The 25,958-nt window shown below is 61.9% G+C and carries 21 protein-coding genes and 3 pseudogenes; 10 read left to right on the plus strand and 14 right to left on the minus strand.

What is annotated here, in order from left to right; genetic code table 11:
• Positions 1-4 precede the first annotated feature (4 nt).
• Positions 5-496 (minus strand): benzoate 1,2-dioxygenase small subunit, encoded by a 492-nt coding sequence (benB, locus tag LJ655_RS11665; RefSeq protein WP_230561390.1) that lies wholly within the window; start codon positions 494-496, stop codon positions 5-7.
• Positions 493-1,860 (minus strand): benzoate 1,2-dioxygenase large subunit, encoded by a 1,368-nt coding sequence (benA, locus tag LJ655_RS11670; protein WP_230561391.1) that lies wholly within the window; start codon positions 1,858-1,860, stop codon positions 493-495. The genes benB and benA overlap by 4 nt, the downstream gene beginning before the upstream one ends.
• A gap of 444 nt (positions 1,861-2,304) precedes the next feature.
• Here benA and LJ655_RS11675 point away from each other — a divergent pair, with 444 nt between their 5' ends.
• Positions 2,305-3,222, plus strand: coding sequence for a LysR family transcriptional regulator (locus LJ655_RS11675; protein ID WP_230561392.1), 918 nt, complete (start codon positions 2,305-2,307; stop codon positions 3,220-3,222).
• Between the two features lie 46 nt (positions 3,223-3,268).
• Here LJ655_RS11675 and yicI read toward each other — a convergent pair whose 3' ends face one another.
• The 8 genes and pseudogenes from yicI to LJ655_RS11715 form a co-directional block, all read right to left on the minus strand.
• A complete protein-coding gene (gene yicI / locus LJ655_RS11680) occupies positions 3,269-5,593 on the minus strand; it encodes an alpha-xylosidase (protein WP_230561393.1) in 2,325 nt (774 codons plus the stop codon).
• 62 nt (positions 5,594-5,655) lie between these two features.
• Entirely contained in the window at positions 5,656-6,726 is a 1,071-nt protein-coding gene (locus tag LJ655_RS11685) for an ABC transporter ATP-binding protein (RefSeq protein ID WP_230561394.1), read from the minus strand.
• A gap of 43 nt (positions 6,727-6,769) precedes the next feature.
• Positions 6,770-7,582 (minus strand): carbohydrate ABC transporter permease, encoded by an 813-nt coding sequence (locus LJ655_RS11690; protein WP_230561395.1) that lies wholly within the window; start codon positions 7,580-7,582, stop codon positions 6,770-6,772.
• Between the two features lies 1 nt (position 7,583).
• Positions 7,584-8,522 (minus strand): carbohydrate ABC transporter permease, encoded by a 939-nt coding sequence (locus LJ655_RS11695; RefSeq protein WP_230561396.1) that lies wholly within the window; start codon positions 8,520-8,522, stop codon positions 7,584-7,586.
• Between the two features lie 92 nt (positions 8,523-8,614).
• On the minus strand, positions 8,615-9,826 hold the full coding sequence (locus LJ655_RS11700) for an ABC transporter substrate-binding protein (protein WP_230561397.1): 1,212 nt from the start codon (positions 9,824-9,826) through the stop codon (positions 8,615-8,617).
• A gap of 279 nt (positions 9,827-10,105) precedes the next feature.
• Entirely contained in the window at positions 10,106-11,143 is a 1,038-nt protein-coding gene (locus LJ655_RS11705; protein ID WP_230561398.1) for a substrate-binding domain-containing protein, read from the minus strand.
• Positions 11,144-11,325: 182 nt separating this feature from the next.
• Complete coding sequence (locus LJ655_RS11710) at positions 11,326-12,198, minus strand: intradiol ring-cleavage dioxygenase (protein ID WP_230561399.1); 873 nt, start codon at positions 12,196-12,198, stop codon at positions 11,326-11,328.
• 59 nt (positions 12,199-12,257) lie between these two features.
• A pseudogene (locus LJ655_RS11715) lies at positions 12,258-12,467 on the minus strand (maleylacetate reductase); the annotation flags it as partial.
• Between the two features lie 146 nt (positions 12,468-12,613).
• Between LJ655_RS11715 and LJ655_RS11720 the strand changes: the two are divergent.
• On the plus strand, positions 12,614-13,519 hold the full coding sequence (locus LJ655_RS11720; protein WP_230561400.1) for a cation diffusion facilitator family transporter: 906 nt from the start codon (positions 12,614-12,616) through the stop codon (positions 13,517-13,519).
• 66 nt (positions 13,520-13,585) lie between these two features.
• Here the strand turns inward: LJ655_RS11720 and LJ655_RS11725 are convergent, their stop codons facing one another.
• Positions 13,586-14,032 carry an SRPBCC family protein gene (locus LJ655_RS11725; RefSeq protein ID WP_230561401.1) on the minus strand — a complete coding sequence of 149 codons (447 nt, stop codon included), beginning with the start codon at positions 14,030-14,032 and terminating at the stop codon, positions 13,586-13,588.
• A 30-nt stretch (positions 14,033-14,062) separates the two neighbouring features.
• The gene (locus LJ655_RS11730; RefSeq protein WP_230561402.1) at positions 14,063-15,862 is read right to left on the minus strand and encodes a sigma-54-dependent Fis family transcriptional regulator; all 1,800 of its coding nucleotides are present in this window, start codon (positions 15,860-15,862) and stop codon (positions 14,063-14,065) included.
• 385 nt (positions 15,863-16,247) lie between these two features.
• On the opposite strand from LJ655_RS11730, the gene LJ655_RS30210 reads away from it, so the two are divergent.
• The 5 genes and pseudogenes from LJ655_RS30210 to LJ655_RS11755 all read left to right on the plus strand — a co-directional run bounded on the left by LJ655_RS30210 (position 16,248) and on the right by LJ655_RS11755 (position 20,692).
• Positions 16,248-17,120: a VOC family protein gene (locus LJ655_RS30210; protein ID WP_230561403.1), complete on the plus strand. Its 873-nt coding sequence runs from the start codon at positions 16,248-16,250 to the stop codon at positions 17,118-17,120.
• Positions 17,107-17,940, plus strand: coding sequence for an alpha/beta fold hydrolase (locus LJ655_RS11740; protein ID WP_230561404.1), 834 nt, complete (start codon positions 17,107-17,109; stop codon positions 17,938-17,940). The genes LJ655_RS30210 and LJ655_RS11740 overlap by 14 nt, the downstream gene beginning before the upstream one ends.
• Positions 17,933-19,474, plus strand: a complete 1,542-nt coding sequence (locus LJ655_RS11745; RefSeq protein WP_230561405.1) for a bifunctional 3-(3-hydroxy-phenyl)propionate/3-hydroxycinnamic acid hydroxylase — start codon at positions 17,933-17,935, stop codon at positions 19,472-19,474. The genes LJ655_RS11740 and LJ655_RS11745 overlap by 8 nt, the downstream gene beginning before the upstream one ends.
• Positions 19,475-19,495: 21 nt before the next feature.
• Positions 19,496-19,771: pseudogene (locus tag LJ655_RS30460) on the plus strand (porin); the annotation flags it as partial.
• A 186-nt stretch (positions 19,772-19,957) separates the two neighbouring features.
• The gene (locus tag LJ655_RS11755; RefSeq protein ID WP_230561406.1) at positions 19,958-20,692 is read left to right on the plus strand and encodes a haloacid dehalogenase type II; all 735 of its coding nucleotides are present in this window, start codon (positions 19,958-19,960) and stop codon (positions 20,690-20,692) included.
• A 124-nt stretch (positions 20,693-20,816) separates the two neighbouring features.
• On the opposite strand, the gene LJ655_RS11760 is transcribed toward LJ655_RS11755, so the two are convergent.
• Together LJ655_RS11760 and LJ655_RS11765 are read right to left on the minus strand one after the other, a co-directional pair.
• Positions 20,817-21,230: an OmpA family protein gene (locus LJ655_RS11760; RefSeq protein WP_230561407.1), complete on the minus strand. Its 414-nt coding sequence runs from the start codon at positions 21,228-21,230 to the stop codon at positions 20,817-20,819.
• 10 nt (positions 21,231-21,240) lie between these two features.
• Positions 21,241-21,936, minus strand: coding sequence for a M35 family metalloendopeptidase (locus LJ655_RS11765; protein WP_230561408.1), 696 nt, complete (start codon positions 21,934-21,936; stop codon positions 21,241-21,243).
• A gap of 364 nt (positions 21,937-22,300) precedes the next feature.
• Here LJ655_RS11765 and LJ655_RS11770 point away from each other — a divergent pair.
• The 3 genes and pseudogenes from LJ655_RS11770 to treA form a co-directional block, all read left to right on the plus strand.
• Positions 22,301-22,474 (plus strand): annotated as a pseudogene (locus tag LJ655_RS11770) (DeoR family transcriptional regulator); the annotation flags it as partial.
• 235 nt (positions 22,475-22,709) lie between these two features.
• Positions 22,710-23,510, plus strand: coding sequence for a transporter substrate-binding domain-containing protein (locus LJ655_RS11775; protein WP_230561409.1), 801 nt, complete (start codon positions 22,710-22,712; stop codon positions 23,508-23,510).
• A 360-nt stretch (positions 23,511-23,870) separates the two neighbouring features.
• On the plus strand, positions 23,871-25,547 hold the full coding sequence (gene treA, locus LJ655_RS11780; protein WP_230561410.1) for an alpha,alpha-trehalase TreA: 1,677 nt from the start codon (positions 23,871-23,873) through the stop codon (positions 25,545-25,547).
• Positions 25,548-25,958 lie beyond the last annotated feature (411 nt).

The following is a 25,958-nucleotide window of genomic DNA, read 5'->3' on the forward strand; positions in this document are numbered from 1 at the left end:
CCGGCTAGATGTGGTAGATATCGATGACCTGGTTGATGTAGTCGTTCTTCAGCACGACGTACTTGCTCAGGATTTGCGGCTGCGCGCCGTTGAAATCGATGACATAGCGCGACATGCCGAAGTAGCTGTAGTTCGTCCGGTAGCGATGGCTCAGCGTGTGCCAGTTGAAGCGCACCGTGCAGACGCCGTTCTCCTCGCTCTCCACTTCGACGTTGGCGACGTTGTGGCTCGTGCGCGTATCGGGCATCGTCGCGCTCGAACGCTCGGTCTTGATACGGAACACGCGGTCTTCGAGACCCTGGCGGTTCGGGTAGTAGATCAGCGAGATCTCGCGCTGCGGATCGGTGACGAGCTTGTCCTCGTCGTCCCACGACGGCATCCAGAACGATGCGTCCGGGTGATAGCAGGCAAGCCACTCGTCCCATTGCTCGTCGTCGAGCAGACGGCTTTCGCGGAACAGGAAGGCCTGAATATCGGTGATGGCGATGTTGCTCATGCGCGGCTCCCCGGCGCGTTCAGCGCCTTTTTCATCGTGTCGATCCAGTAGCGGTGCTGCACCGTGTACAGGCCTTCGTCTTCGGTCTTCATGCCGCTCATCACGGGGTTCAAGCCGATCTTTTGCGCGGCTTCGTCCGCGCCGTCGATCCAGTGCTTCGAGCCGCGCGACATGTCGTTCCATTCGACCGCGCGGCCCGCGTAGCCCAACTGGCAGGCGCGGAATTCCTCGAGGTCGTCGGGCGTGGCCATGCCGCTCACGTTGAAGAAGTCCTCGTATTGACGGATGCGGCGGGCGCGTGCTTCGTCGGATTCGCCCTTCGGCGCGATGCAGTAGATCGTCACCTCGGTCTTGTCGACCGCCAGCGGCCGCAACACGCGAATCTGCGAGCCGAACTGGTCCATCAGATACACGTTCGGATAGAGGCACAGGTTGCGCGAGTTCTGGATCATCCAGTCCGCGCGCTCGGCGCCGCAGCGCGCGGCGAATTCCTCGCGCCGGCTGAAGTTCGGCCGGTCTTCGGGATTGGCCCAGCGCGTCCACAGCAGCATGTGCCCGTGCTCGAACGCGTAGAAGCCGCCGCCCTGACGGCCCCAGCTGCCCGCATCCATCGCGCGGATCTTGTCTTCGCGCGCGTTCTCTTCCTTGCGGTGATTGGTGGTCGCCGCGTAATTCCAGTGCACGGCCGACACGTGATAGCCGTCCGCGCCGTTTTCGGCGGTGAGCTTCCAGTTGCCTTCGTACGTATAGGTCGACGAGCCGCGCAGCACTTCGAGGCCTTCTTCCGACTGATCGACGATCATGTCGATGATGCGCGCGGCCTCGCCGAGGAAGCTTTCGAGCGGCGGCACGTCATCGCTGAGACTGCCGAACAGGAAGCCGCGATAGTTGCCGAAGCGCGCGAGCTTCTTCAGGTCATGCGAGCCTTCCTTGTTGAAGCAGTCGGGATAGCCCGCGTCCGCGGGGTCTTTGACCTTCAGCAGCTTGCCGCTGTTGTTGAAGGTCCAGCCGTGGAACGGGCACGTATAGGTCGCCTTGTTGCCGCGCTTGTGGCGGCACAGCATCGCGCCGCGGTGCGTGCACGCATTGATGAACGCGTTCAGCTCGCCCTGACGGTTGCGCGCGATCACGACCGGCTGACGGCCCATGTAGGTCGTGAAGTAATCGTTGTTGTTCGGAATCTGGCTTTCGTGCGCGAGGTAGATCCAGTTGCCCTCGAAAATGTGCTGCATTTCGAGTTCGAACAGACGCTCGTCGGTAAACGCGCTGCGATGCAGGCGGTAGTCGCCGCGCTCGCGGTCTTCCACGAGAAAATCGTCGATGTTCTTCAGTTGCGGAGTGTGATCCGGGTAGATCGGAATCATGCGTGTCTCCTGATTCGGACAGTCGGTATGCGTGCAACGCACGCGTATAGGAAGCGGCCGGCCTGCAGGGAGGCCGGGGCCGGTTGGTCTTTCACGTCGGGGAAAGGAGGCGGTGCGCCTGCGGTACGGCGTCAGTCCGTGGCGCGCGGGCGCTCGACCTTCGGCACGGGAGGTGGGCTGTGGGTGGACAACCCTTTCATCAGGGTTTCGATTTCAGCATGTCGCATTGCTGCTCCTGGACTCTTTCTAGGTCTTGGATCCCATGCGCGAGGGCTGGCCTGCGCAGTCTCCGTGGGGACCGACCGACGCTTCAGACCGGGCCGAGCTTTCAATGCTCGGGAGGTATAATTTTCGGGGCGTCTGCGGTAAGTGAAGGATAGTTGCCCGCCATTTGCGTCGTCCAACACTGATTTAGTATCGCGACGATACTCAGAAGGTATTTCTATGGAATTGCGCCACCTGCGCTACTTCGTGGCCGTCGCCGAGGAGTGCAATGTCACCAAGGCCGCCAAACGTCTGCATATCGCGCAACCGCCGCTGAGCCGGCAGATCCAGCAGCTCGAAGACGCGCTCGGCGTGCAGCTGTTCGAGCGCAACTCGCGGCCGCTGAAGCTGACCGAGGCCGGACGCTTCTTCTATTCGCACGCAGTCCAATTGCTCGCACAGACGTCGGAAATCGAGGCGATGACGCGGCGCGTCGGCAAGATCGAGCGCAGTCTGTCGATCGGCTTCGTCGGCTCGACGCTGTACGGCATGCTGCCGAAAATCATTCGCCGCTTTCGCACCGAGAACAGCAGGGTCGAGCTGAGCCTGCACGAGATGTCGACGATGGATCAGATCAAGGCGCTCAAGGAGGGCCGCATCGACGTCGGCTTCGGCCGCATTCGTTACGAAGATCCCAGCATCCGGCGCATCGTGCTGCGCGAGGAACGGATGATCGTCGCGTTGCCGCTCGGCCATTCGCTGATCGAGGCGAAGCCGGTGCTGTCGCTGCACGACCTGACGAGCGAAACGCTGATCATCTTCCCGAAGGCGCCGCGGCCGAGTTACGCGGACCAGGTGCTCGCCGCGTTTCACGATCGCGGCCTGAAACCGCAGCGGCTCTACGAAACGCGCGAGCTGCAGATCGCGCTCGGCCTCGTCGCCGCGGGCGAAGGTATCTCGATCGTGCCGGCGAGCGTGTACGGCTTGCAACGCGGCGACGTCGCGTACAAGGATCTCGACGATCAGAACCTCGTGTCGCCGATCATCGTGAGCATGCGCATGCTCGATGAATCGGCCGACATCGAGCGAATGCTCGAGCTCATCTATGCGCTGTACGACGAAGAGCACATGAGATATCTGCCGCCTGCGCATCAGTAGCGCGGATTGCCCGGTTCAAGGCCGGCCGGCCGGCCGGGCGCGCTGTTCACAGATACACCGTGTGTTCGCCGTCTCCCTCCGGCAGCACGAGCATCATGCCCGACTCGTGTGAGCGCGCTTCGAGGCCGCCCGTATCGCGCACCGCCGGCCACTGCCGTAAAACCAGCGGCAATCCCGCTTTGACGCCATGACTTCGAATCCGCAGGGCATTGTCGCTACGCGTCACGCTCACTTTCGTCACCCCCGCACCGTCCGGGCCGCGCAACGTCACGCTCGCCGATTTGCCCGCATCCAGCTCGAACAGGTGCAGCGCGCTGTGCAACGCATAATCGTAGTCGGGGCGCTGGTTCTCGGTTCCGATCGCGAGCAGCGTGTTCGGCCGCACGTACAACGGCAGGCTCAGAAATCCGTGCCGTTCGCGCACCCACCTGCCGCCCTCGACTTGCGTGCCGGTGAAGAGATGGGTCCAACGCCCAGCCGGCAGCCAGAAGTCCACATCGCCCGCGGCATTGAACACCGGCGCCACCAGTAGCGCGTCGCCGAGCAGATACTGCCGGTCCAGATAGTCGCAGGCCGGGTCGTCCGGAAACTCCAGCAGCATGGCGCGCAACACCGGCGTACCGTGATCGACCGCCTGCCGCGCGGCGTCGAACAGATAAGGCATCAGGCGCGACTTCCATTCGGTGAAATGGCGCACCACGTCCACCGCTTCTTCGTCGAACAACCATGGAACGCGGTACGACTTGCTACCGTGCAGGCGGCTGTGGCTCGACAGCAGCCCGAATGCGCACCAGCGCTTATAGACGTCGGCCGGCGCGGTGTGCTCGAATCCGCCGATATCGTGGCTCCAGAAGCCAAAGCCGCTCAAGCCTAGCGAGAGGCCGCCGCGCAAGGTCTCGGCCATCGACTCGTAGGTCGCGCTGCAGTCGCCGCCCCAATGCACGGGCAACTGCTGGCTGCCCACGGTTGCGGAGCGCGCGAATACCACTGCCTCGCCCTCGCCGCGCACCTCGCGCAACACGTCGAATACCACCTTGTTGTAAAGGTAGCTGTAGTAATTGTGCATCTTCTGCGGGTCGGAGCCGTCGTGGTAGACCACGTCGGTGGGAATGCGCTCGCCGAAATCCGTCTTGAAGCAGTCGACACCCATTTCCAGCAGTCGCCGCAAATGTTGCGCGTACCATTGCGCCGCGGCGGGGTTCGTGAAGTCGACGATGCCCTGGCCGGGCTGCCAGCGGTTCCATTGCCAAACATCGCCGTTCGGCTTGCGCAGCAGGTAGCCCTTCGCCTTGCCCTCGGCGAAAAGCGGCGAGGGTTGCGCGATATACGGATTGATCCACACACAGATCTTCAGCCCGCGCGCCTTCAGCCGCGCCAGCATGCCCCGCGGGTCCGGAAAGGTCTCGCGGTTCCACTCGAAATCGCACCAGTGGAAGGCCTTCATCCAGAAGCAGTCGAAGTGGAACACGTGCAGCGGGATGCCGCGCTCGGCCATGCCGTCGATGAAGTGGTTCACCGTGGCTTCGTCGTAATTCGTCGTGAAGGACGTGGTGAGCCACAGGCCGAACGACCATGCGGGCGGCAGCACGGGCCGCCCGGTCAGTTGCGTGAAGCGTTCGAGCACGGTTTTCGGTGTGGGGCCGTCGATCACGTAGTATTCGAGCCGCTCTCCGGCCACGCTGAACTGCACTTTCGCGACCTTCTCGCTCGCCACTTCGAACGACACGTTCTCGGGGTGATTCACCAGCACGCCGTAACCGCGGTTGGTCAGATAGAACGGCACGTTCTTGTACGCCTGATCGGTGCCGGTGCCGCCGTCGCGGTTCCAGCTCTCGACCGCCTGGCCGTTCTTCACGAATGCGGTGAAGCGTTCGCCGAGGCCATAGACGTTTTCGCCAACGCCCAGATCGAGCCGCTCGAACATGAATGCGGCGCCGCCCTGGTTTTCGTCGTGGACCTGGCCGCTCGCGCGAAAACCGCTGCCGGTGATGCGCTCGCCGTCGCGCAGGAAATCGACCGACCAGTCGCCCGACTTGACGACGCGCACGGTGAGCGAGCCGCTGGTGAGGCTCGCCTCGTTCGCGGCGTTGCTCGTCACGACAGCTCCTGGCTCGCGGTTGAGCGCGAAATGCGGGCCACGGTCGAGCGCGCCGGAAAAATGTTCGACGCGCACACCGATCACACCGCTCTGCGGCGAAAAGAAGCGCCACGTAAAGAGCCCGGTATCGAGTTGTCGTTCGCGGTTCGATACGTCACGCGGCGCCACGTGCACGAGCAGTTCGTCGCCGACGATCTCCACGCTGTGCGGTGCCGCCGAATACGACACGTTCAGGCCGTCACGGATCAACCAGTTGCCATCGCTGATTTTCATTTACCTGTTCTCGATATGGATTCGTTGCTGGTTCCGCGAAACGCGGAACGCCTGCTGTTCGCCTATAGCGCACGCTCGCTCTTGCGGTCGAAGACATGGACGTGCTCGCTCGCGATGTCGAGACCGAACGCCTCACCGCTTTCGATCGCGCATACCCCGGCTTGCGCAACCAGCACGGGCGCCGCAACGCCATCGAGCTTCACCGTCACGAAGCTCATCGAACCGGTGGACTCCACCACATCGACCACGCCCCGCAGGCCGCCGGCACCGCGCTGCAGGCGCAGATGCTCGGGACGCAGGCCGATCCAGACCTCGGCGCCCGCCGGCAGCGAGCGGCCCAGGGCGAGCGTCTGCCCGTTCGCGCCGCCGAAGCGCGCAGTGTGTCCGTCGGGACCGATCACGGCCTCGATGAAGTTCATTGCCGGGGAACCGATGAAGCCCGCGACGAACCGGTTGGCGGGCCGGTGATACAGAGCGAGCGGAGCGCCTTGCTGCTCGACCTGTCCCGCGCGCAAAACGACGACGTGATCGGCCATCGTCATCGCCTCGATCTGGTCGTGCGTGACGTAGACCGAGGTCGCGCCAAGGCGCTGATGCAGTTTGCGGATCTCCGTGCGCATGTGCACGCGCAACGCTGCATCGAGATTCGACAGCGGTTCGTCGAACAGAAACACCTTCGGATTCCGGACGATGGCACGCCCCATCGCCACGCGTTGACGCTGTCCGCCCGATAGCTGCCGCGGCATGCGCGCGAGCAAATGCTCCAGCCCCAGCGTGCGGGAGACGTTGTCGATGCTTTCCCGGATCGCACGGGGCGCCGCGCGCCGCAGCCGCATCGAGTAGGACATGTTCTTTTCGATGTTCATGTGCGGGTACAGCGCATAGCTTTGGAACACCATCGCGACATCGCGCTTGCGCGGCGGCACATCGTTGACGACCTTGCCGTCGATGCGCAGCGTGCCGCCCGTGATCTGCTCGAGCCCGGCGATGGTGCGCAACAAGGTGGACTTGCCGCAGCCCGACGGGCCGACCAGCGCGACGAAGCACCCTTGCGGCACGCGGATGTCGATGTCCTTCAAAATCTGAACGGACCCGTAGCTCTTGCTCAGGCGCTCTATCTGTATGCGATCCACAGCAACTCTCCAACCGGCTCGCGCCGGCAAAAAAAGATATGCGTTACTTGAGCGCGCCGGCGGTCAGGCCGGCAACGATCCTGCGTTGCAGCAGCATGAAGGCCGCGAGGATAGGCGTGACGAAGATGGCCGAGTACGTCATGATGCCGATCCAGTCGACCTTGGTCGCTCCGACGAACGCGGACAGGCCCACCGTGGCGGTTTGGTAGCGGTCATCGAGAATCAGCGAACGGGCGTAGACGTACTCGCCGAACGATTGCAGGAACACGAGGATCGCCGAAACGAGAATGCCGTTGACCGCGAGCGGCAGAATGACGCTAAAGAATGCCCGCATCGGTGACGCACCGTCGACGAGCGCCGCATCGCGCATCTCGCGCGGCACCTGGACGAAGCTCGGGCGACACAGCACGATATAGAACGGCAGCGTCTTCGTGATCTGCGCGAGCACGACCGCGAAGCGCGGGGTATCGAGCAGACCGAGGCTTTTGAAGGCGGTGAAAATCGGCGTCACCATCAGGCTCGATGGCAGGGCCTGCAACACCAGCACCGTGAAGATCGCGAGGCGGGTCCACCGGTTCTGCACGAACGCCAACGCGTAGGCAGCGCCCGTGCCGATCAGCACCGTCACTGCCACCGTCCCGCACGCGGTCACGAACGAGTTCCACAGGAAGTTGCCCATGCCGCTGTCGCTGAACACGCGCCACAGATGCGACTGCGGATGCTGCGGCCAGAAGGTGGGCGGGAAGTGGAACATCTCGCCCGCGCTCTTGAACGCGGTGATGTACATCCAGTACAGCGGGAACAGATAGACCGCGGTAATGCACAGTGCGATGACGAACAGGACGTAGCGCTTCATGTCAGACCATCCTTTCGTTGCGCGTCGAACGCACGTAGATCACCGCGACGATCAGCACCAGCACCAGCATCATCGTGGCGGCCGCGGAGCCCGCCGAGACCTCGAATGTCTGCAGTGAGAGCTGCCACGACCAGAATTGCGCGACCTGCGACGAGTTGGCCGGACCGCCCTGCGTGAGCGCCGCAATCAGGTCGAACTGCTGCATCGTCATGATTGCGCCTAGCGCGATCACGGCGCCCAGCGTGGCTTTCATCATCGGCAGCGTGATGCCGGTGAAACGTTGCAGCGCGTTCGCGCCGTCGAGTTCCGCCGCTTCGTACAGGTCCGCCGGAATCGCCGCGAGCCCCACCGAAAGGAGCAGCATGTTGAACGGCACGCCGAGCCACACGTTGGCGGCGATCACGGCATAGAGTGACCAGCGGGGATCGGACAGCCAGAAGATCTTGTGGTCGAGCACGTGCATTTGCATCAGCACATGATTGAGCACCCCGTAGTCGCCGGCGAAGATCAGCTTCCAGATCACGCCCACCACGAGCCCAGGCATGATCCAGCCCGCGAGAAACAGGCCGCGCATCAGGCTGGCGAACGGGAAGTCCTGGGCAAACAGCAGCGCCAACAGGAAGCCGATCAGAACCTGGAAGGTCAGCGACAATCCGACGAACAGCACCGTGTTCACCGCTACCTGATGCATCTCCGGGCGGCTGAACACATCCCGGTAATTCGCGAGTCCGACGAACGGGCGCAGCAGCGTGGCAGGCGCCATCAGATCGACCTGCTGAAACGAGAGCACGATGTTGTAGACGAGCGGCAGCCCGGCGAAGACCAGCAGATACAGCAGGGCGAACACCGCCAGCGAGACCTCGAAGGCGTGAACGCGCGGAATGCGGCTCGATATCCCGGAGGCCTGACCGGACGGTGTAGGGCGTGACAGTGTGTTCATGGCGTTCGTCGCTCACAGACGGGACGGTGTGCGAGGGCGGCCGGCGCCGGGAGCCCGGCGCTCTGCCACCTCCATCAGGCCCTTCGCGGCGCCTAGTTCTGGACTTGCTGCACGGTCTTTGCCGCTGCCGCCATCGCCTCTTGCGGTGTGGCCTGATGCGTGATCACAGCCTGGATCGCATCGGAGATCGCCTTCGAAATTTTCGGCCACTGCGGGTTCGGTCCGCGCGGACGGGCGTACTGCATCTGCTCGTTGAAGACCTCATACGCCTGCGGCCACTTCGGATTCTGCGTATTGGTGTCTTTGGACGGCGGCTGCATGCCGAAGTCGTTCCAATTCCTGTCGCGCTGCGAATACATGTATTCGAGGAACTGGAAGGCCGTATCGGGGTTCTTGGCGCCGCGCAGGATCGCGTGATTCTGCTCGCCCAGCGCCGATGCGCGCGGGCCACCGGACTTCTCGACCGGCAGGAGCGCGACGCCCCACTTGAACTTCGCGCCCTTGTCGACGGCGTTCAGTTCCCACGGACCGTCGATGTCGATCGCGGCATTGCCGTTGATGAACGTGGCGGCCGCCTCCGACTGGCTGTGGGTGAGCGTGTCCTGCGACGCGACCTTGCTGTCCAGCAGCTTTTGCCAGAAGGCCGCCGCCCGAGCAGCGCCCGGATCGTTCAAGCGGTTCCAGTCGGCGCCCGCCGCCTGTACGAACGGCAGGAACTGGAACACGCCCTCTTCGGTGTTGATCGCGGAGAACGCGAGGCCGTACACGCCCTTCTTCGCGTCGGTCAGCTTCTGCGCGTCGGTGTACAACTCGTCCCACGTCTGCGGCGGGTGCTCAGGATCGAGCCCCGCGGCCTTGAACAGGTCCTTGTTGTAGTACATGGCCAGCGTATTCGTGCCGCGCGGAATCGCATACACCTTGCTGTTCCAGGTGGCATTCTTCAGCGGCCCGGGAAAGATCGTCTTCGCGTCGATGACCTTCGACTTCGCAAGGTACGGGCCGAGATCGAGCAGCGCATTCTTCGAGGCGAACATCGCCGTATTCGGGTTGTCGATCGGCACGACGTCCGGCATGTTGCCGGACATCACGGCGCGCATGGTTTCGTCGTTGAGCGCAGCAAAGCCCACCTTGCGGATCTGCAGATGGACATCGGGATGCAGCTTCGCGAATTCCTGCGCCATCTTCGCGGTGTAGTCGTCGGGCTCGTCCACGGCCCAGACCGACAGTGACGCCGCGTGCAGCGGCGCGCAAGAAAGCGAGAATGCCAGACCGATGGCCGCGGATGCGGCAAGTAGCTTCTTCATGCTGTCTCCGTTTTTTTTGCGCGCCGCGCCCGCGCTTTATTCGGGTTTTCTCTTCGAGCCGTGCGGGAGCCCGCCCGTTAGGTCGACGACGCAGCACGAGGTACCTGCCGTCGCGACCGCGTTTCCGGAAACGTTTCCGGAAACGCTTGAATGATCGTCCTGGCGGGAGGCGTCGTCAAGCCGCCCACGAAAATCGCAATGGTATCTGGCGCAAACCACAAAACCCGCTACCGCGGCGGGGACCGCGCGAAACCAAGGCTCGATGCGTGCGGCCTTCTGCTATCGGGCGGCCGGGAGCGGAGCGCCGTCGTTGTCGCGCAAGGTCAGCGGCCACAGCACCGGCTCACGCTCGGCTCGATAGGTTTCGGCGAAATCGGGAAGCTGGCCGAGCAGCGCCCGGGCGAGGCGCTGCCCCAGTCCATGGGCATCCAGCGTAAATCCGCTCAGAGGCGGGGCAAGATATTCCGAGACCTCGCCGGCCAGCACACCGCCCGAGATCGCCACATCGCGGCCCGGCGTCTGGCCCAGCTCGTGAAGCTTACGATAGGCGCCGATCGCCATGCAGTCGCTCTGGAACATCAGCGCGTCGGGCGCATCGTCGAGAGCGAAGAGCGCCTCGGTTGCCAGATACCCGCCGCGCTCGGACAGCCCGTTGCTCTGCACGTATGCCGCGGGCACTTCCAGCCCGTGCTTCTTCATCGCCTTCTTCCACGCACGCAAATAGATGTGCGCCTGCATGGCGTCGCCGTCGGGGATCGCCAGCGCGATGCGCCGATGTCCGCCTGCCACGAGCCGGGCGACACCCGCGGCGGCAGCCGCTTCGAAGTCGAGATCTACCCACGTGTGCTCGCCGCCCGACTCGCTGCGGCCCAACGCGACGAACGGAAAATTGCGGCTCGCGACATAGTCGAGCCGCTCGTCGTGCCGCCGCGTGCCTGCGAGGATCACGCCGTCCACCTGGCGGCGATCGACGATGCGCCGCAATCGCGCGAACTCGTCGTCCCAGGACTCGCTCGAGTACATCACGAGGTCCATGCCATGCCGCGACAGCACCGACTGCAATCCGTCGGCCAGTCTCATGAACATACCGAGCGTGTACGTCTCTTCTTCACGCCGCACGGGAAGCATCAGGCCGACGATGTCGAGCCGGCCCCGGCGCAGACTTGCAGCGGACTTGCTGGGCGCGTAACCGAGTTCGAGCGCCGCCGCGCGGACACGTTCGCGCGTTTTGGCACTCACCTCGTCGGCGTCGTTCAGGGCGCGCGAAACAGTCGAAATGGAGAGCTTGAGCTCTCTGGCTAATTCCCGAATATCCATGCGCCTGTCTATTGATGAAGGAATCTGCCCGGGCCTGCGGAGTGAGCCCGATGCGGAAGGCCATAACGGTACGTCACCGGAGGGCTGCTGTCGAGACTCGGACGAGGCGGTGCGAATGGCGAGATCGAGCCCCGATCTGGCTTTGCCGATGGCGAATACCGCGAAAAAACGCGCGATCGTGGTCAGCTCCGGTCGAGCACGAAGTCGTAGCGCGCTTCGCGGAACGGTCCATCGAAACCGAAGCGGCGCCCGAGTTCGTGATCGGCGGAGCGCTCGCGATAGTCGACCATCAGCGACGGCTTCACGCCGAATACCGCGTCAGAACCCAGATAGGGGTCTTCGCGATCGAACACATGCGTGACGAGCGTACGGTGCCCCGGCGCGTCGATCATGAAGTGCAGATGCGCGGGCCGCCACGGATGCCGTCCGGTCGCTTCGAGCATGCGGCCGACCGGGCCGTCGGTCGGAATCGGATAGCTGACCGGCACGATCGTCGTGATCGCGTAGCGGCCTTCCGCGTCGGTGCGGAAACGTCCGCGCAGATTGCCGTGCGGCTGCCCGGTGTCCTGCCCCGAGTACATGCCGTTCTCGGCGGTCTGCCAGACGTCGAGCACCGCGTTCGCGAGCGGCTCGCCGTTCGTCGACATGACGCGGCCGTGCACGAGCGCAGGCGTGCCCGGCGTGAACGCGATGTTCTCGCCGTACGCGCGCTCGGGCATGCCGCGAATGTAGAACGGGCCAAACACGGTGGTATCGGTCGCGCCTGTCGCGAGCCGGTGATTGATCGCGTCGACGAGCATCGACACGCCGAGCGTATCCGACAGCAGGATGAATTCCTGGCGCACGAGGTCGTCGCACATCTTGCCGGTGTCGGTCAGAAAGCGAATGGCCGACATCCACTCGGCTTCGCTCGGCTCCACTTCCCGCACGAACGCATGCATGTGCCGCACGAGGCTCTGCATCAGCGTGCGCAGCCGTTCGTCGGGCGTGCCCGCGAAGCTTGCTACCACCTGCTCGGTCAGGGCCTGTTCGGCCTCGTGGTTATTCGTCGACATGTCTTCCTCCGTGAATCGTTCCGGCCACGCTGTGTTGCCCGGCGCTCGGGCCGCTCCGCGCCCTGCCACGCACGTTGCAGCAGCGCAGGTATCGCGTAGCGCTCCACTGGACGCGGGTTCGCATACGGATTCTTGCACGCGAGATCGGCCGCTTCATCGAGAATGTGCTCGAACATGCCAATCTGTGCGAGCCCCATCGGAACGCCGAGCGCGCGGTTCAGTTCGAACAGCAGCGGCCCCGCTCTAGCCGCCTCCTTGCCGACGAGCCGCTGGCTAACCGTGCAGAGCACTGATGGGCTTGACCGTTAGTTGCGCTTAGTAGTGGTCAACAGAGCCGCGATATTCCTGGCGACCGCGGCTCGATATACTCCCTTCTTCGCTGAACGTCTTTCGGCCACGGGCGGCCACTCGGACCATGAAAGCAACGGAACTCGAACAGTGCATCCTCAAACAATCGCTGCTTTGCACCATGATGATTGCCGGGCTCGGCATCGCGGTCGGGATTCTGAGCGGCTCGCTGGCGATCATCTTCGACGGCATGTTCTCCGCGCTCGACGCCGCGATGTGCTGCCTGTCGCTGCTTGTCACCCGCCTGCTTCAGCAGGAGACCAGTCGACGCTTCCAGCATGGCTTCTGGCACATCGAGCCGCTCGTGCTCGTGTTCAACGGCAGTCTGCTGTCGGTCCTGTGCTTTTATGCGTTCATCAACGCGGTCAAAGGCCTGCTCGAGGGCGGCCGCGAACTCGAGTTTGGCTGGGGCGTGTTCTACGCGGTGATCGTCGCGACATTCTGTTTCTTCATGTTCCTGCGCGAACGGCGCGTGAATCGCGTAGTCGATTCCGAGCTGATCGCGCTCGACATCAAGAGCTGGCTGATGTCGGCCTGCATCAGCGCGGCGCTGCTGCTGGCGTTTTCGATTGCGTGGCTGCTCGAACGGACCGGGCACGGCCACCTGACGCCGTACATCGATCCCAGCGTGCTCGCGATCCTGACGCTCGTTTTGATCCCGATGCCGATCGGTACCGTGATCGGCGCGGTCAAGGAAGTGTTGCTGATCACCCCGCCCGATCTGGACCACGAGCTACGCGCCCTGATGCGGCAGTTGACCGCCGATTATGGCTTCGTCAAGCACTCGCACTACGCGACGCGCGTCGGCCGCGGGCTGTTCGTCGAGGTGCATATCGTGCTGCCCGAAACGATGGAGCACGCCGGCGTACGTCAGCTCGATCAGATCCGCGACAGAATCTCACGCGCGATTGGCGAGTCGGGCCCGGACCGCTGGCTGACGGTCGCGTTCACGCGCGATCCGCGCTGGTTGTGACACGCGCGCCGCTGCGGCGCGACTGCCGATCCGCTGCCGGGAAGCGTGCCTTGTGATCGCGCTGAGTCAGTCCGGAATTTCCGGCTCGACCAGCTTCGCCAGTTGCGCCAGCGACTCCTGCCAGCCGAGATAACACATCTCGACCGGAATCATCTCGGGGATGCCTTCCTGCACGATGTTCAGCTCGGTTCCGCACGAGACCTGCCGCAATGAAACCGTCGTGTGCATCCGACCGGGCAGGTTCGGATCATCGAAATGGTCCGAGTAGCGGATCTTCTCGAACGGCACCAGTTCGAGGTACTCGCCGCCGAACGAGTGACCCTTGCCCGAGCCGAAGTTATGAAACGACATGCGGTAAGTGCCGCCGACGCGCGCATCCATCTGATGCACTTCGCAGGTGAAACCATACGGCGGCAGCCATTTCGCCATCGCGGCGGGTTCGAGGAACGCGCGATAGATGCGCTCGGGCGCCGTTCGTAAAACGCGGTGGAACTTGACGGTTCCGGTAGCCATGATGAGTCCGCCTTTCGCTGGAAGGGTTGGTCACTGCACGATAGACCCGAGAATATCGCGGCGCGCGGATTCGTCGGTCATCGCGTTGTCGTTCACCGCGCGCTTGCGCCTGTAGAGCAGCTGGCCTCGTGAGATACCAAGCAACGCTGCCGCGCGCGTCATGTTGCCGTCCGAGCGCCGGATGGCGGCATCGACCATCGTGTTCTCCATGTCTTCCAGCGTCAGTCCGCGATCCTTCATCAAGCGGCCGACGATCTCCAGCAGCGAACGCGACGGCGGCTCCTGCGCAACTGTCGCAGCGTGGGCCTCGCGCGGCTCGGGCACCGCCCGCTCCGCATCAACCGCCCCGCCGCGCCTCAGGTCCTTCATGAGCACCACGTGAACCGCGTCGATGGCACGCCCGTCCTCGCAGAGGATGACCGCCCGCTCGACCACGTTCGATAGCTCACGGATGTTGCCCGGCCACGAATAGCCGAGCAGCATCGACATCGCTTCAGGTGTGAGGCCATAAGCGTTTCGACCATAGGCATGGGTGAAGCGCTGCATGAAATGCTCGATCAGGACCGGCAGATCCTCCTTGCGCTGGCGCAGCGGGGGAATTTCGATCGGAAACACATGCAGCCGGAAGAAGAGATCCTCGCGGAAGCGCCCTGCGCGAACCGCCTGCCAGAGGTCTTCGTTCGTCGCGGCGACGATGCGAACGTCGGCTTGCCGCGCAGTGCCGCTGCCGAGGCGTTCGAACTGCCCGGTCTCGAGCACGCGCAGCAACTTGCCTTGAGCGACGAGCGGCAGCGTCGCCACCTCGTCGAGAAATAGCGTACCGCCTTCGGCCAGCTCAAAGCGCCCTGCGCGCGCCGCATCCGCACCGGTAAAAGCCCCGCGCTCGACGCCGAACAATTCCGACTCCATCAGCGTTTCCGGTATCGTCGCGCAATTGATCGCGACGAACGGGCCGCCGGCGCGCCGGCTCTGTTCGTGCAGCAGTCGCGCAAACGTGCTCTTGCCGACTCCGCTTTCGCCGAGCAGCAGCACGGTCGCTCCGGTGGCGGCAACACGATTGACCTTGCCGACGGCGGCCTGATACGCGGGCGAAAGACCCACGATGTCCGAGCGGCTCTTCGACCGTTCGAGCGCGGCCAGCGCGTTCAGATGCTTGCCAGCCTGCCCGCGCGCCTTCGGCGCGAGCGCTTCCGGAAATACCGGCGCCTCGAGAATTTGCAGATCAGCTTCTGCGTCATCCCACTCGCTCGCCGGCCGCGCGATCACCCGGCACGCATCGAAGCCCATCGCACGGCATTCCACCTCGCGCACGAGGATCAGCTTGCCCACGCAGGCGCTCAGGTAGCCGCTCGCATAGCCGGTTTCCAGCCAACACACCGGCGTGGCCTGCGTGTCGTGCTCCAACGCCTGACGCTCGTCCTCGAACGAGTGCTTCCAGAAAAACTCCACCGAACAACGGCCGTTCTCGATGTCGAGGTCCGAACTGATCGGCTCAACCAGCGCGACACCTTGCAGGGCATGCAACTGCCCGCCGCGCACGAGCAGTTCGAAGATGCCCTCCTCGGGCGAATGGAGTTGCAACGCGAGTTGCGCATCGCGCGTGCCCATCGAAAAGCCGATGCGCGTCAGCAGCGTTCGTGCGGTCTGACTGCCGAGCGACGCAATCAATTCAGTGCGCAGGTCGTTGAGCGCCGCGGTGTGCATCAGGATCATGCGCTGGTCGCCCAGCGCGATTTCGGCGCGCTCGGTCCTGAAGCGCAGCCGCTCCCTCATCGGTGCCATGTCCGGAAATGCCTGATCGGTGCCCGCGCTTCGCACGCTCGTCTCCATGTTCGTTCTCGTGATGTGCGGCGCGTTTCGTTGCGTCGATTGCGCCGGTGCTCGTGTGCGTCCGCAAAATTTTTCAGTTGGCATCTATTTTTTGACATCGACCGAAAAATCTCAAGCGGGATATCCCCCCGTGCGTTTTGCTGCGGTGCGACCGCCTGATGCGCGCCGGATTTCGTCGTTCCCATGATTCCATTGGGATATTCGCGGCAAACGGGCAGTACGCGCTGCAACAACCCTCGATTGGCATGGCCGTTGCTCTAACAGGCCCGCGCCGCGATGCTCAAGCGCGAGTGCCAAAAAATCGACTTGCCGCGCGCCACCTGGCAGCGCGGCATTTCCAAAACATAGCGAGGAAACACGCATGACAATTTCCGCATTGGGTTACGTGGTCGTCGAAGCGAGCGACCTGAAAGCGTGGTCCGACTACGCGCGAAACATTCTGGGTGCCGAGTGCAACGAAGATGACGGCGCGCTCGAGCTGCGCATCGACGACCGCGCCTGGCGCCTTCGCGTCGAACAGGGTCCGTCGGATGACCTGAAGGCCATCGGCTTCGAGACGTCCTCGCCTGTGGAGTTCGCCAACGTTCTGGCCACGCTCGAAGCACAAGGCGTGAAGTGCACGTTGGACACGGCGCTCGCGAAGCGGCGCGGCGTAGTCGAACTGGCGAGCTTCCTTGACCCGGCGGGCGTCAATGTCGAAGTCTTTTACGGAGCAACGCGAACCTTCCAGAAGCCGTTCGTGTCGCCTATCGGCGTGAAGGGATTCCTGACCGGTGAACAAGGCATGGGTCACATCGTCATCGCCGTGCCCGACGCCGAGGCTTATCAAGCCTTCTGGACCAGGCTCGGTTTCCGTTTGAGCGACTACATCGAGTTCCAGCCCGTGCCAGGCATCAATGCCAAGGTGACGTTCATGCATTGCAACCCGCGCCACCACACCCTCGCTTTTGCCAGCGTTCCGGGCGGCAAGAAAATCATCCACCTGATGCTGCAAACCAATCATCTGGACGATGTCGGTCTGGCACGCGATCGCGCCAAAAAAGCCGGCGTGCCGATCGCCTGGGACATTGGCCGTCACGTCAATGACCACATGACTTCGTTTTACATGCTCTCACCCTCGAAATGGGAATTGGAGTACGGCTGGGGGGCGCGCGAGATCGACGACGCGACCTGGACGGTGGAACGTCACGATTCCATCAGCATCTGGGGCCACGAACTGACCATCAAGCCCGAGGATCGCGCTCATGCAAATGGCTGAAATGAAAATCGCCGATCTCGGCGGCATCAAATTGCATTACGACGACGTGGGCGAAGGGCCGGCATTGATCCTGATCCACGGCTCCGGCCCCGGCGCCAGTGGCCGCGCGAACTTCATCCGGAACATCGAAGCCCTGTCGAAGGACTTCCGCGTGATCGTTCCGGATCTGCCGGGATTCGGCCAATCCGACATGAAGCCGGCGGGCACGCCGATTCCGGGCTGGTGGGCCGACAAAATCGTCGAACTGCTCGACCATCTCGACATCGCTAAGGCTCACTTCGTCGGCAATTCGCTTGGCGGCGCCATCACCCTCAAGATCGCCATGGAAAGCCCGTCGCGCGTCGATCGCATGATCCTGATGGGACCCGGCGGCGGCACACCGGTCACTTCGGTGTTCCCGACCGAAGGCATCAAGACGCTGGTGAGCTTTTACGACGGCCCCGGCCCGTCACTGGAGCGGTTGAAGGCATTCATCAATCAGTTCGTCTATGACCCGTCGCAGATCACCGAAGAACTGCTCGCCGAACGCCTCAAGGCGGCCATGGATCCGCGCGTCATCGCGCAACCGCCGATGCGTTTGGGCCCCGGCGTCGCGTTCGAAGAACTATGGCGCGATCCGCGCATGGCCAAACTGCCGCATGAAACCCTGATCATCTGGGGCCGCGAAGACCGCGTCATGCCGCTGGATACCGGCTTCGTGCTGATGAAGCAGATTCCTCGCGCACGCTTGCTCGTGATGCCGCAGTGCGGTCACTGGGCGCAGTGGGAACACGCAGATGAGTTCAACAAGACCGTGTTGGGGTTTCTCAAGAATGACTGAGACGAATCAGAAATACGACGCCGATGTCGCCATCATCGGCTACGGACCGAGCGGCGTGGCCGCCGCCAATGTGCTGGGCCAGCGCGGCATCAAGACCATTGCGATCGAGCGGTTCAAGGACATCTATGCCCGCGCCCGCGCGGTGACGATTAATGACTGGACGATGCGCATCGTTCAGGATATGGGCCTCGCGCAGCAGCAACTGGCCGTGATGGACGACGTGCACTCGATGCGCTGGGTCGACTACGAAGGGCGTCAGCTCACGTCGATGCCGTTTCCGTCCAGCAGCTTCGGTTTTGCCTCGTCCTATTGTCTGTACCAGCCGGCCATGGAGCGCGTGCTGCGTGAAGGCGCTGAGCGTTACGAGAATGTGGAGGTGCGCTACGAGCGCGAAATGTCGTCGATCAGGCAGGACCAGGATGGCGTCACCATCGAGACGAAGAATCTTGTCACCGGTGAGTGCGAAACGATTCGCGCGAAGTACGCACTGGCTTGCGATGGCGGTTCCAGCAGCACGCGCGAACAACTTGGCGTCAAGCTCATCGGGGATACGTTGTCGGTGCGCTGGGTGGTGATCGACTGCCGCGTCAAGCGTTGGTGGCCGAATCGACATATGCACACCTTCTGGTCGGACGCGCGCCGTCCGGTGGTGGACATTCCCCTCGGCCTCGGCAACCATCGCTGGGAATTCCCGCTCAACCAGGATGAAAGCGACAAGGATTTCCAAAGCCATGAGCAGTTGTGGAAGCTGCTCAATTCGCTGGGCGTGACAGAGAACGAAGTCGAGATTCACCAGCACGCTTTCTACAACCATCACGTGCGCTTTGCCGATCGTTGGCGCGTCGGCCGCGTCCTGCTGTGCGGCGATGCCGCGCATCTTATGCCACCGTGGGCCGGCAACGGCATGCAGTCCGGCATACGCGATGCGCAGAACGCCAGCCTGAAGCTGGTGGAAGTGTTGGAAGGCCGCTTGCCGGAAACGCTGCTCGACACCTACGAGCAGGAACGCGCGCCGGACGTTGAACGCTACACGAAGATCTCGGTCGGCCTCGGCATGATCATCAAGCGCGAATTGAGCGACGCGCAGGTCGCCGCGATGATGGAAGAAGAACGCGCCTCAGGCGATTTGCCGATGGTGTTGCGCCCGCCTCACTACCAGCGAGGCTGGCTGCAAACAGGCGAAGGCAGCAAGAAGGTGGTCGGCAAGTTCCTGCCGCAGCCACTCGCGGCCAACTGCAAGGGACAGGTCGGGCGCCTCGACGACCTCACCGGCAATGGCCTCATCGTGCTCGGCGCGAACACGGACCCGGCAAGCAAGCTCGATGCTAAACAGAAGGCCGCCTGGGAAAAACTGGGCGCGACCTTCATCGCGGTGCGTTCGGCCGACCAGCGCGCACAAGCCGACAACGACGTGGTGGACATCAACGGGGAGCTCATCGCCTGGATGCAAAAGGAAGACGTGGATGTCGTCGTAGTGCGCCAGGACAAGATCATCGCCGCAGCCAGCGGCAATCTCGACGTACCCGCGTTGTGACGTAACAGGTGGAGACGGCGTCAGGTCGGCGCAAGCTGGCAGATTACGCCCGCGTGGTCGGTGGGTGCGAGCTATGTGTACATGAAGATGAACGACGTTCTCGACAACAATCATGCGAACCAGTTTGGCACAACGTTGAATTATTCGCTGTCGAAGAGAACGATGGTCTATGCTCAAGGCGTTTACCAGCGCGCGAACTCAGGTGCCCAGGCCGCGGTCAACGGAATCATGGACCTGGCGGAATCGTCGAGCAACGCGACGCAAGCGATTGCCCGCGTCGGCCTGCACACTGTTTTCCGACGCCTCACGGTATGTACCGATCGGTCCGACAGCGGGTACCGATCGGTACCGTTCGATAGGAGTCGAACCTCGCGTGAGCATGGCTCGTGTCATGCCACGCGCGGTGATCACAGTTTGCGCCGAGCGACGTCCTGCGCGGCATGATCGTCTTGCTGTCAACACCTCCAATCACAGAGGAAGGTCATGGATATCGACTCGGCCCCTCAAACCGGCATCAAAGCATTCGTATTCGATGTCTTCGGCACCGTCGTCGACTGGCGCAGCGGTGTCGCGCGCGAAGCGCAACTGTTTCTGAAGCGGCACGCGCCGGAAATCGATGCGTCCGAATTCGCGGATGCATGGCGTCGCGAGTATTCGCCAGCGATGGAAGAAGTGCGTAGCGGACGCAGACCCTATGTGCGGCTCGACGTACTGCACCGCGAAAACCTCGTCAAAGTGCTCGCGCATTTCGGCATCGCCAACGCTCCCGAGCCGGAGATCGACGAGCTGAACCTCGCCTGGCACCGCCTCGACCCATGGCCAGATGCCGTCGACGCGTTGAATCGACTGAAGCAGCGTTTCATCATTGCGCCGCTTTCGAATGGGAACATTCGCTTGATGGTGGACGTGGCAAAGCGTGCCCGTCTGCCGTGGGATGCCATTCTTGGTGCGGAGGTCGTCCGCGCTTACAAGCCCTCGCCACGGGTCTATAGCGAAACGGCAGAGATTCTGGCCATCGAGCCGCGCGAGCTATGCCTTGTCGCCGCGCATAACAACGATCTCGCTGCCGCGCGACGTGTCGGCCTAAGCACCGCATTCGTGCTGCGGCCGACGGAACATGGTCCCGCGCAGACGAGCGATCTGAAGGCCGAAGAGGCGTGGGACTTCGTCGTCGGCGATCTGAACCAACTCGCCACACAACTAGGCTGCATGCAGTGACCTCGGCCCCGAGGACGCGCCCGCGCTGCCCGAGGCGGCATAAAAATCACGGGATGTGATATTTGTTCGTTCGAGGCCCCGCCGACGCGGAGCCTACGTGAGTAAGCCACCCGGAGTCTTCACATCACTTTCCGTCACAGCAAGTGTTAGGGCAACCGGGGGATAGTTCGATCTCAACGCGCCGGATCTTCTGAGGCTGCTCGACTAAATGCTCAAAAGGCTTGTAAATGCCAGACCGCACGTCGTATGGAACCTCAGTAAGACCAAATTGCATCAGCATTGCCTTTGCTGTATCCGCCCGCTCCGCTGCCAATTTTTTGGGCTCCTTTTCGCTTTCCTCAGCTACCCCTCCGATGGATATGACCTCTTGAATAGGGTACTTAAGATGCATGTCGACAGCCCAATTTGCCAATTTTAAAACCTGCTCCGTCGACACCTGAGCCGAATTTCTTTCAAAATACAGGTCAATATTTTGACCAGAAAGATTTTCAGATGTGTCGCATGCTTGTGCGCTGAGAGACAGCAGCCCAAAAGACAAGGCGATGAGATTAGTATTCGTACACGATGTACCCCGCGAGACTGTCTGCAGTGTTGATTGCCTGCCGCGGATTCTGCTGCCCCCAGATCGGCAAGAATCGTGTGATCGTATACTTCCAATCCTTGCTGCCGAACGTGTCCGTAAAGTGCGTGCACTCATGAATGATCGTTGATAACTTAGAATCGGCTCCCGACGAGAAATCACGCATTTCGCAAAAAGCCTGGTGAATGCTGATGGTATGAGAGGCTGTATCCGGGGCGCAAACGTGCGCCGCGGAGCCGCTACTAACCGGTTGCGGCAAACACCCAAGAACATGGTCAAGTTCTGGAGACTGACGAACGAAACTCCTTGGTTGAAGATTGCGCATAATCCTATTGACTGCAGTAAAGCCTTGAATCAGTAGATTACGCGTCGCGTCATCTTTCATGCCGAACCATTTTGTGACACGGACCCGCTCCGAAGCATCCCACGTCTTCAACGCGGCAATTCGCTTGTCGACCAATGCAACAGCATCGTCGCGCAATGCCATGACCTTGGCGCGAAATTCGGCATCCGTCATGTTTGGGCATATAGGCGTGGTATCCACCGTCACATAGACCATTGAACCGGAGTTCGTGTTCGTCACAGCCCCCGAATGCACCACGAACCATTCTTCGTTTTCGATTACCTTGAAGCCGTACTTGTTGTTCCTGTCAAAATCATTCATGCTCGCACTTGCCTTCTGTTCAATGTTTCATTTGAAGTATTAGCCGCTGGCTTACGTCTGCAATAACTTCAGACGCGTGCTCGAACGTCGGAAATCTCGAATGTGACGTGCTTCGCGAATTTCGTGCTGATACCTTGCGTGCGGCCCTGCGCGTCTGTAACGCCACGGGCGATAACCTTCGAACCATCGCGCACCTGATATCGTATGTTGGCGACCGGCCGCCCGTTCCGGTCACATACCGTGAACTGCTCTCCGAACCGCGTGGGAGTGCGCTCGCGACAATCGCATGCCCATGCGTAGCCCAAAGCGTCAACCATATCGTAACCATTTGAATACGAGGATTGACGGCCCGAGCGCAAGGTTCGCCGCGCGCGGGGCGGAGACGGTCGCGCTCGCATCGTCGTCGAAGATGAACACGGCGTCGCGGTTCGTGATCGGCGCCATCACGCTCGCTCAGACCATCGTGGTCGAGAAGAAAACCAGCGCGGAATTGACGAAGCCCACCGAAGCGGCGGGGGTGACTGTGGTGAGGGCGTAAGGCGTGTCAAAGCCGACACCCCCGCCCGTCAATCATCCATTGGCCGTTCGCGCGCGCCTGCAAATGCGAATTCGCCCGCCCGCTTCCAAACAAAGACAAAACGAGCGACTTTTGGAGTGCTAGGATGACGCCCGCAACCCGACGTGTTCCGCGAAACGACACGGCCGGGTTGCAGGCACGATAGTGAAATCGTTGCAATGTGTAGCCTGATACTCAAGTAAAGAGGAGACACTCAATGAAACTTTCGAAGCTGCTCATCAACGCGCTGGCGCTCTGCGCCTTCAGCTTCACCGCGGTCGCGGCTCATGCCGAAGATCTGCTCGACTCGGTCAAGCAGGCCGGAGTCCTGAAGATCGGTCTCGAAGGCACCTATCCGCCGTTCGACTCGCGCAACAAGGACGGCGAACTCGAAGGCTTCGATGTCGATGTCGCGAAAGCCGTGGCTGCCAAGCTCGGCGTGAAGCCGGTGTTCATTCCTACCGAGTGGAGCGGCATTATCGCGGCATTGCAAAGCGGCAAATTCGACGTGATCATCAACCAGGTCACCATTACGCCGCAACGCAAGCAGATTCTCGATTTCAGTCAGCCGTACACGTACTCGGCCGCGCAATTGATCCAACGCGCAGACGACAAGCGCGAGTTCACGTCGCTGGACGAATTCAAGGGCGACAAGAAGATCGGCGTGACGCTCGGCACCAACTACGACCAGATGGCGCGCGCCGTGCCGGGCATCAACGTGCTGACTTATCCCGGCGCGCCCGAGAAGCTGCGCGATCTGGCCGCGAAGCGTATCGACGCGACGATCGACGACCGGCTGATGCTGCCGTATATCATCAAGAACTCCCAGTTGCCTCTGCGCACGGGCGCTTTGCTCAAAGGCGCCGATCAGGAGATGGGCATCCCGTTCCGCAAGGACAATCCGAAGTTCGCGAAAGCACTCGACGATGCGTTGACCCAACTGAAGCAGGACGGCACGCTGAAAAAAATCTCCGTTCATTGGTTCGGCACCGACGTGACGCAGCCTATCGCGCAGTAATTCTCTCGTCGTTTTGCGTACCTGCGCCGGCTTTGCGGAGAGCCGGCGCAGGTACGTCGCTTGCTCAGCAAGCGGTTTCTTCCGCGCAAGCGCTCGCTCTCAACCCTTCCATTGCTTCGATCGCGAAGCACGCGCAAATTCGCCATTGCGCGCACCATCCCCCTTCGTTCATCACGTTCCATTCTTCATGCTGAGTGCATGCAGGATGTGCTGCGCCGCAGTTGCCTGATGCTGTGAAAGCGTGCGATGCTTTGGAAGCCATTCAACCGGCCGTCTCGTGTCGGACTCGCATGTCGCCGGGAGGGGGCATCGAGTGGCATGCGAAGAGACCAGTGAAATGCCAACAACCTTGGAGGCATCATGAGCATTCTGTCACTGTCTCGCACCTGTGCCGTATCCAACCTGCATCGTTTCCCCAGCTCAGCTCAGTACGTCATGCCGCGGCGATCCCCGATCGCGATCGGCATCGCATGCGTCGCCACGCTCGTCTTCGCATCCGCGAGCTGTCTCGCCGATACCCAGGTTGGCTCCCCGCTGCCGCCCGCGCCCGATATCCTGTACGGCGATCTGTTCGTCGCCGTGCAAACCGCGCAGATCTTCAGCGATCAGAAGACTTTCGTCGACGCGACGCCGAATGGCAGCCCCGCCGCGATCGTGCAGCTGTACGAAACGCAAAAGAACCAGCCGGGCTTTTCGCTGCAGACGTTCGTCAACCAGTACTTCACGCCGCCGCCTGATCAGAGCATCACGCCGCCGCCCAACCAGAGTCTGCGCGAGCACATCGACTGGCTGTGGTCCGGCCTCACGCGCACGACGACGAGCGTGCCCGACTACAGCTCGCTGATCCCGATGCCCAAACCGTACGTCGTGCCCGGTGGCCGCTTTCGCGAAGGCTACTACTGGGATACCTATTTCACGATGCTCGGCCTGCAGGAATCCGGACGGGAAGATCTCGTCGACGACATGCTCGACAACTTCGCGTACATGATCGACACATACGGGCATATTCCGAACGGCAATCGCACGTACTATCTGAGCCGTTCGCAGCCGCCGTTCTATTCGTATATGGTCGAACTCGCGGCCCAGAAGGAAGGCAATACGGTCTATCAAAAGTACCTGCCCGAGTTACGCAAGGAGTACGCGTACTGGATGCAGGGTGAGGCCAACACGCCGCGCGGCGGCGCGACGCGCAATGTGGTCGTGCTCGACGACGGCACCGTGCTTAACCGCTACTGGGACGAACTGGACACGCCGCGCGACGAGTCGTATCTCGAGGATATACAGACAGCGAAGCAGGCAAGCGGCCGGCCGGCCAACCAGGTCTATCGCGATCTGCGCGCGACCGCGGAAAGCGGCTGGGATTTCAGCTCGCGCTGGTTCGGCGACAACCAGACGCTCGCCACGGTGCGAACCACATCGATCGTCCCTGTCGATCTGAACAGCCTGTTGTTCCATCTCGAGACGACGATCGCGCGCGGCTGCTCGGTGACACGCGACTTCGGCTGCGTCGCGCAGTTCATCGGCCACGCAGCGCGGCGCGCGGAAGGCATCAACCGCTATCTATGGAATAGCAAGGGCTACTACGGCGACTACGACTGGCAACTCCGAAAGGAACGCGACAATCAGACGCCGGCGATGCTGTATCCGTTGATGGCCGGTGTGGCGTGGCCCGATCGCGCGTGGAAGACCGCGCAGACCGTGCAGAACGTGCTGCTCAAGCAGGGCGGCCTCGCGACGTCGACCTATAACACCACGCAGCAATGGGATGCACCGAACGGTTGGGCGCCGTTGCACTGGATCGCGATTCAGGGCCTCAAACGCTATGGACGCGCGGACCTCGCGAAGCCGATCGGCACACGCTTTCTCGCGGACGTCGAGAACGTCTACAAGACGCAGCAGAAGCTCGTCGAGAAGTACGTCGTGGAAGGTGCGGGCGAAGGCGGCGGCGGGGGCGGCGAGTACCCGTTGCAGGACGGTTTCGGCTGGACCAATGGCGTGACGTTGATGCTGCTCGATCTGTACGGGAATGGGCAGTGAATTGCCGGATCGTGATAGCGGAACCGCCGGCTTTAGGCTGGCGGTTTGTCAAATCGAAAGCCGGCCGCGACATTCTTTAATTCTATTTAAAACGCATTGATACAAGTCGAATTTACCATTTAATTATATTTTCGAGCGTAATTTTCCGACTCGCGCCACTGCGAGTGCGCCAATACCGGACCGCCACGTCCCACCTTCGGCCGTGCGCCCTTTTTACATCGAATCGCATAATCACTGTCTGATCCTTGACAAGACCTCGCTTCGCATCCTATTTTCATTTTTGCTGTAAGCATCGGAAAGATTCAATATTTAAATTCACCTTGAAATGTCGATATAAATCGACAGGGAATACCTTTATCCATTCGATAGTACATCACGGAAAGCAGATGGAAATATTCATGCAGGTATTTT

It is taken from the genome of Paraburkholderia translucens, assembly GCF_020881035.1.
Lineage (GTDB): Bacteria > Pseudomonadota > Gammaproteobacteria > Burkholderiales > Burkholderiaceae > Paraburkholderia > Paraburkholderia translucens.

Excerpts from the sequence above, each read along its gene's own strand:
- benB (WP_230561390.1), bottom strand. The coding sequence starts at position 496 with ATGAGCAACATCGCCATCACCGATATTCAGGCCTTCCTGTTCCGCGAA.
- benA (WP_230561391.1), bottom strand. The coding sequence starts at position 1,860 with ATGATTCCGATCTACCCGGATCACACTCCGCAACTGAAGAACATCGAC.
- LJ655_RS11675 (WP_230561392.1), top strand. The coding sequence starts at position 2,305 with ATGGAATTGCGCCACCTGCGCTACTTCGTGGCCGTCGCCGAGGAGTGC.
- yicI (WP_230561393.1), bottom strand. The coding sequence starts at position 5,593 with ATGAAAATCAGCGATGGCAACTGGTTGATCCGTGACGGCCTGAACGTG.
- LJ655_RS11690 (WP_230561395.1), bottom strand. The coding sequence starts at position 7,582 with ATGAAGCGCTACGTCCTGTTCGTCATCGCACTGTGCATTACCGCGGTC.
- LJ655_RS11695 (WP_230561396.1), bottom strand. The coding sequence starts at position 8,522 with ATGAACACACTGTCACGCCCTACACCGTCCGGTCAGGCCTCCGGGATA.
- LJ655_RS11700 (WP_230561397.1), bottom strand. The coding sequence starts at position 9,826 with ATGAAGAAGCTACTTGCCGCATCCGCGGCCATCGGTCTGGCATTCTCG.
- LJ655_RS11705 (WP_230561398.1), bottom strand. The coding sequence starts at position 11,143 with ATGGATATTCGGGAATTAGCCAGAGAGCTCAAGCTCTCCATTTCGACT.
- LJ655_RS11710 (WP_230561399.1), bottom strand. The coding sequence starts at position 12,198 with ATGTCGACGAATAACCACGAGGCCGAACAGGCCCTGACCGAGCAGGTG.
- LJ655_RS11720 (WP_230561400.1), top strand. The coding sequence starts at position 12,614 with ATGAAAGCAACGGAACTCGAACAGTGCATCCTCAAACAATCGCTGCTT.
- LJ655_RS11725 (WP_230561401.1), bottom strand. The coding sequence starts at position 14,032 with ATGGCTACCGGAACCGTCAAGTTCCACCGCGTTTTACGAACGGCGCCC.
- LJ655_RS11730 (WP_230561402.1), bottom strand. The coding sequence starts at position 15,862 with ATGGAGACGAGCGTGCGAAGCGCGGGCACCGATCAGGCATTTCCGGAC.
- LJ655_RS11740 (WP_230561404.1), top strand. The coding sequence starts at position 17,107 with ATGCAAATGGCTGAAATGAAAATCGCCGATCTCGGCGGCATCAAATTG.
- LJ655_RS11745 (WP_230561405.1), top strand. The coding sequence starts at position 17,933 with ATGACTGAGACGAATCAGAAATACGACGCCGATGTCGCCATCATCGGC.
- LJ655_RS11755 (WP_230561406.1), top strand. The coding sequence starts at position 19,958 with ATGGATATCGACTCGGCCCCTCAAACCGGCATCAAAGCATTCGTATTC.
- LJ655_RS11765 (WP_230561408.1), bottom strand. The coding sequence starts at position 21,936 with ATGAATGATTTTGACAGGAACAACAAGTACGGCTTCAAGGTAATCGAA.
- LJ655_RS11775 (WP_230561409.1), top strand. The coding sequence starts at position 22,710 with ATGAAACTTTCGAAGCTGCTCATCAACGCGCTGGCGCTCTGCGCCTTC.
- treA (WP_230561410.1), top strand. The coding sequence starts at position 23,871 with ATGAGCATTCTGTCACTGTCTCGCACCTGTGCCGTATCCAACCTGCAT.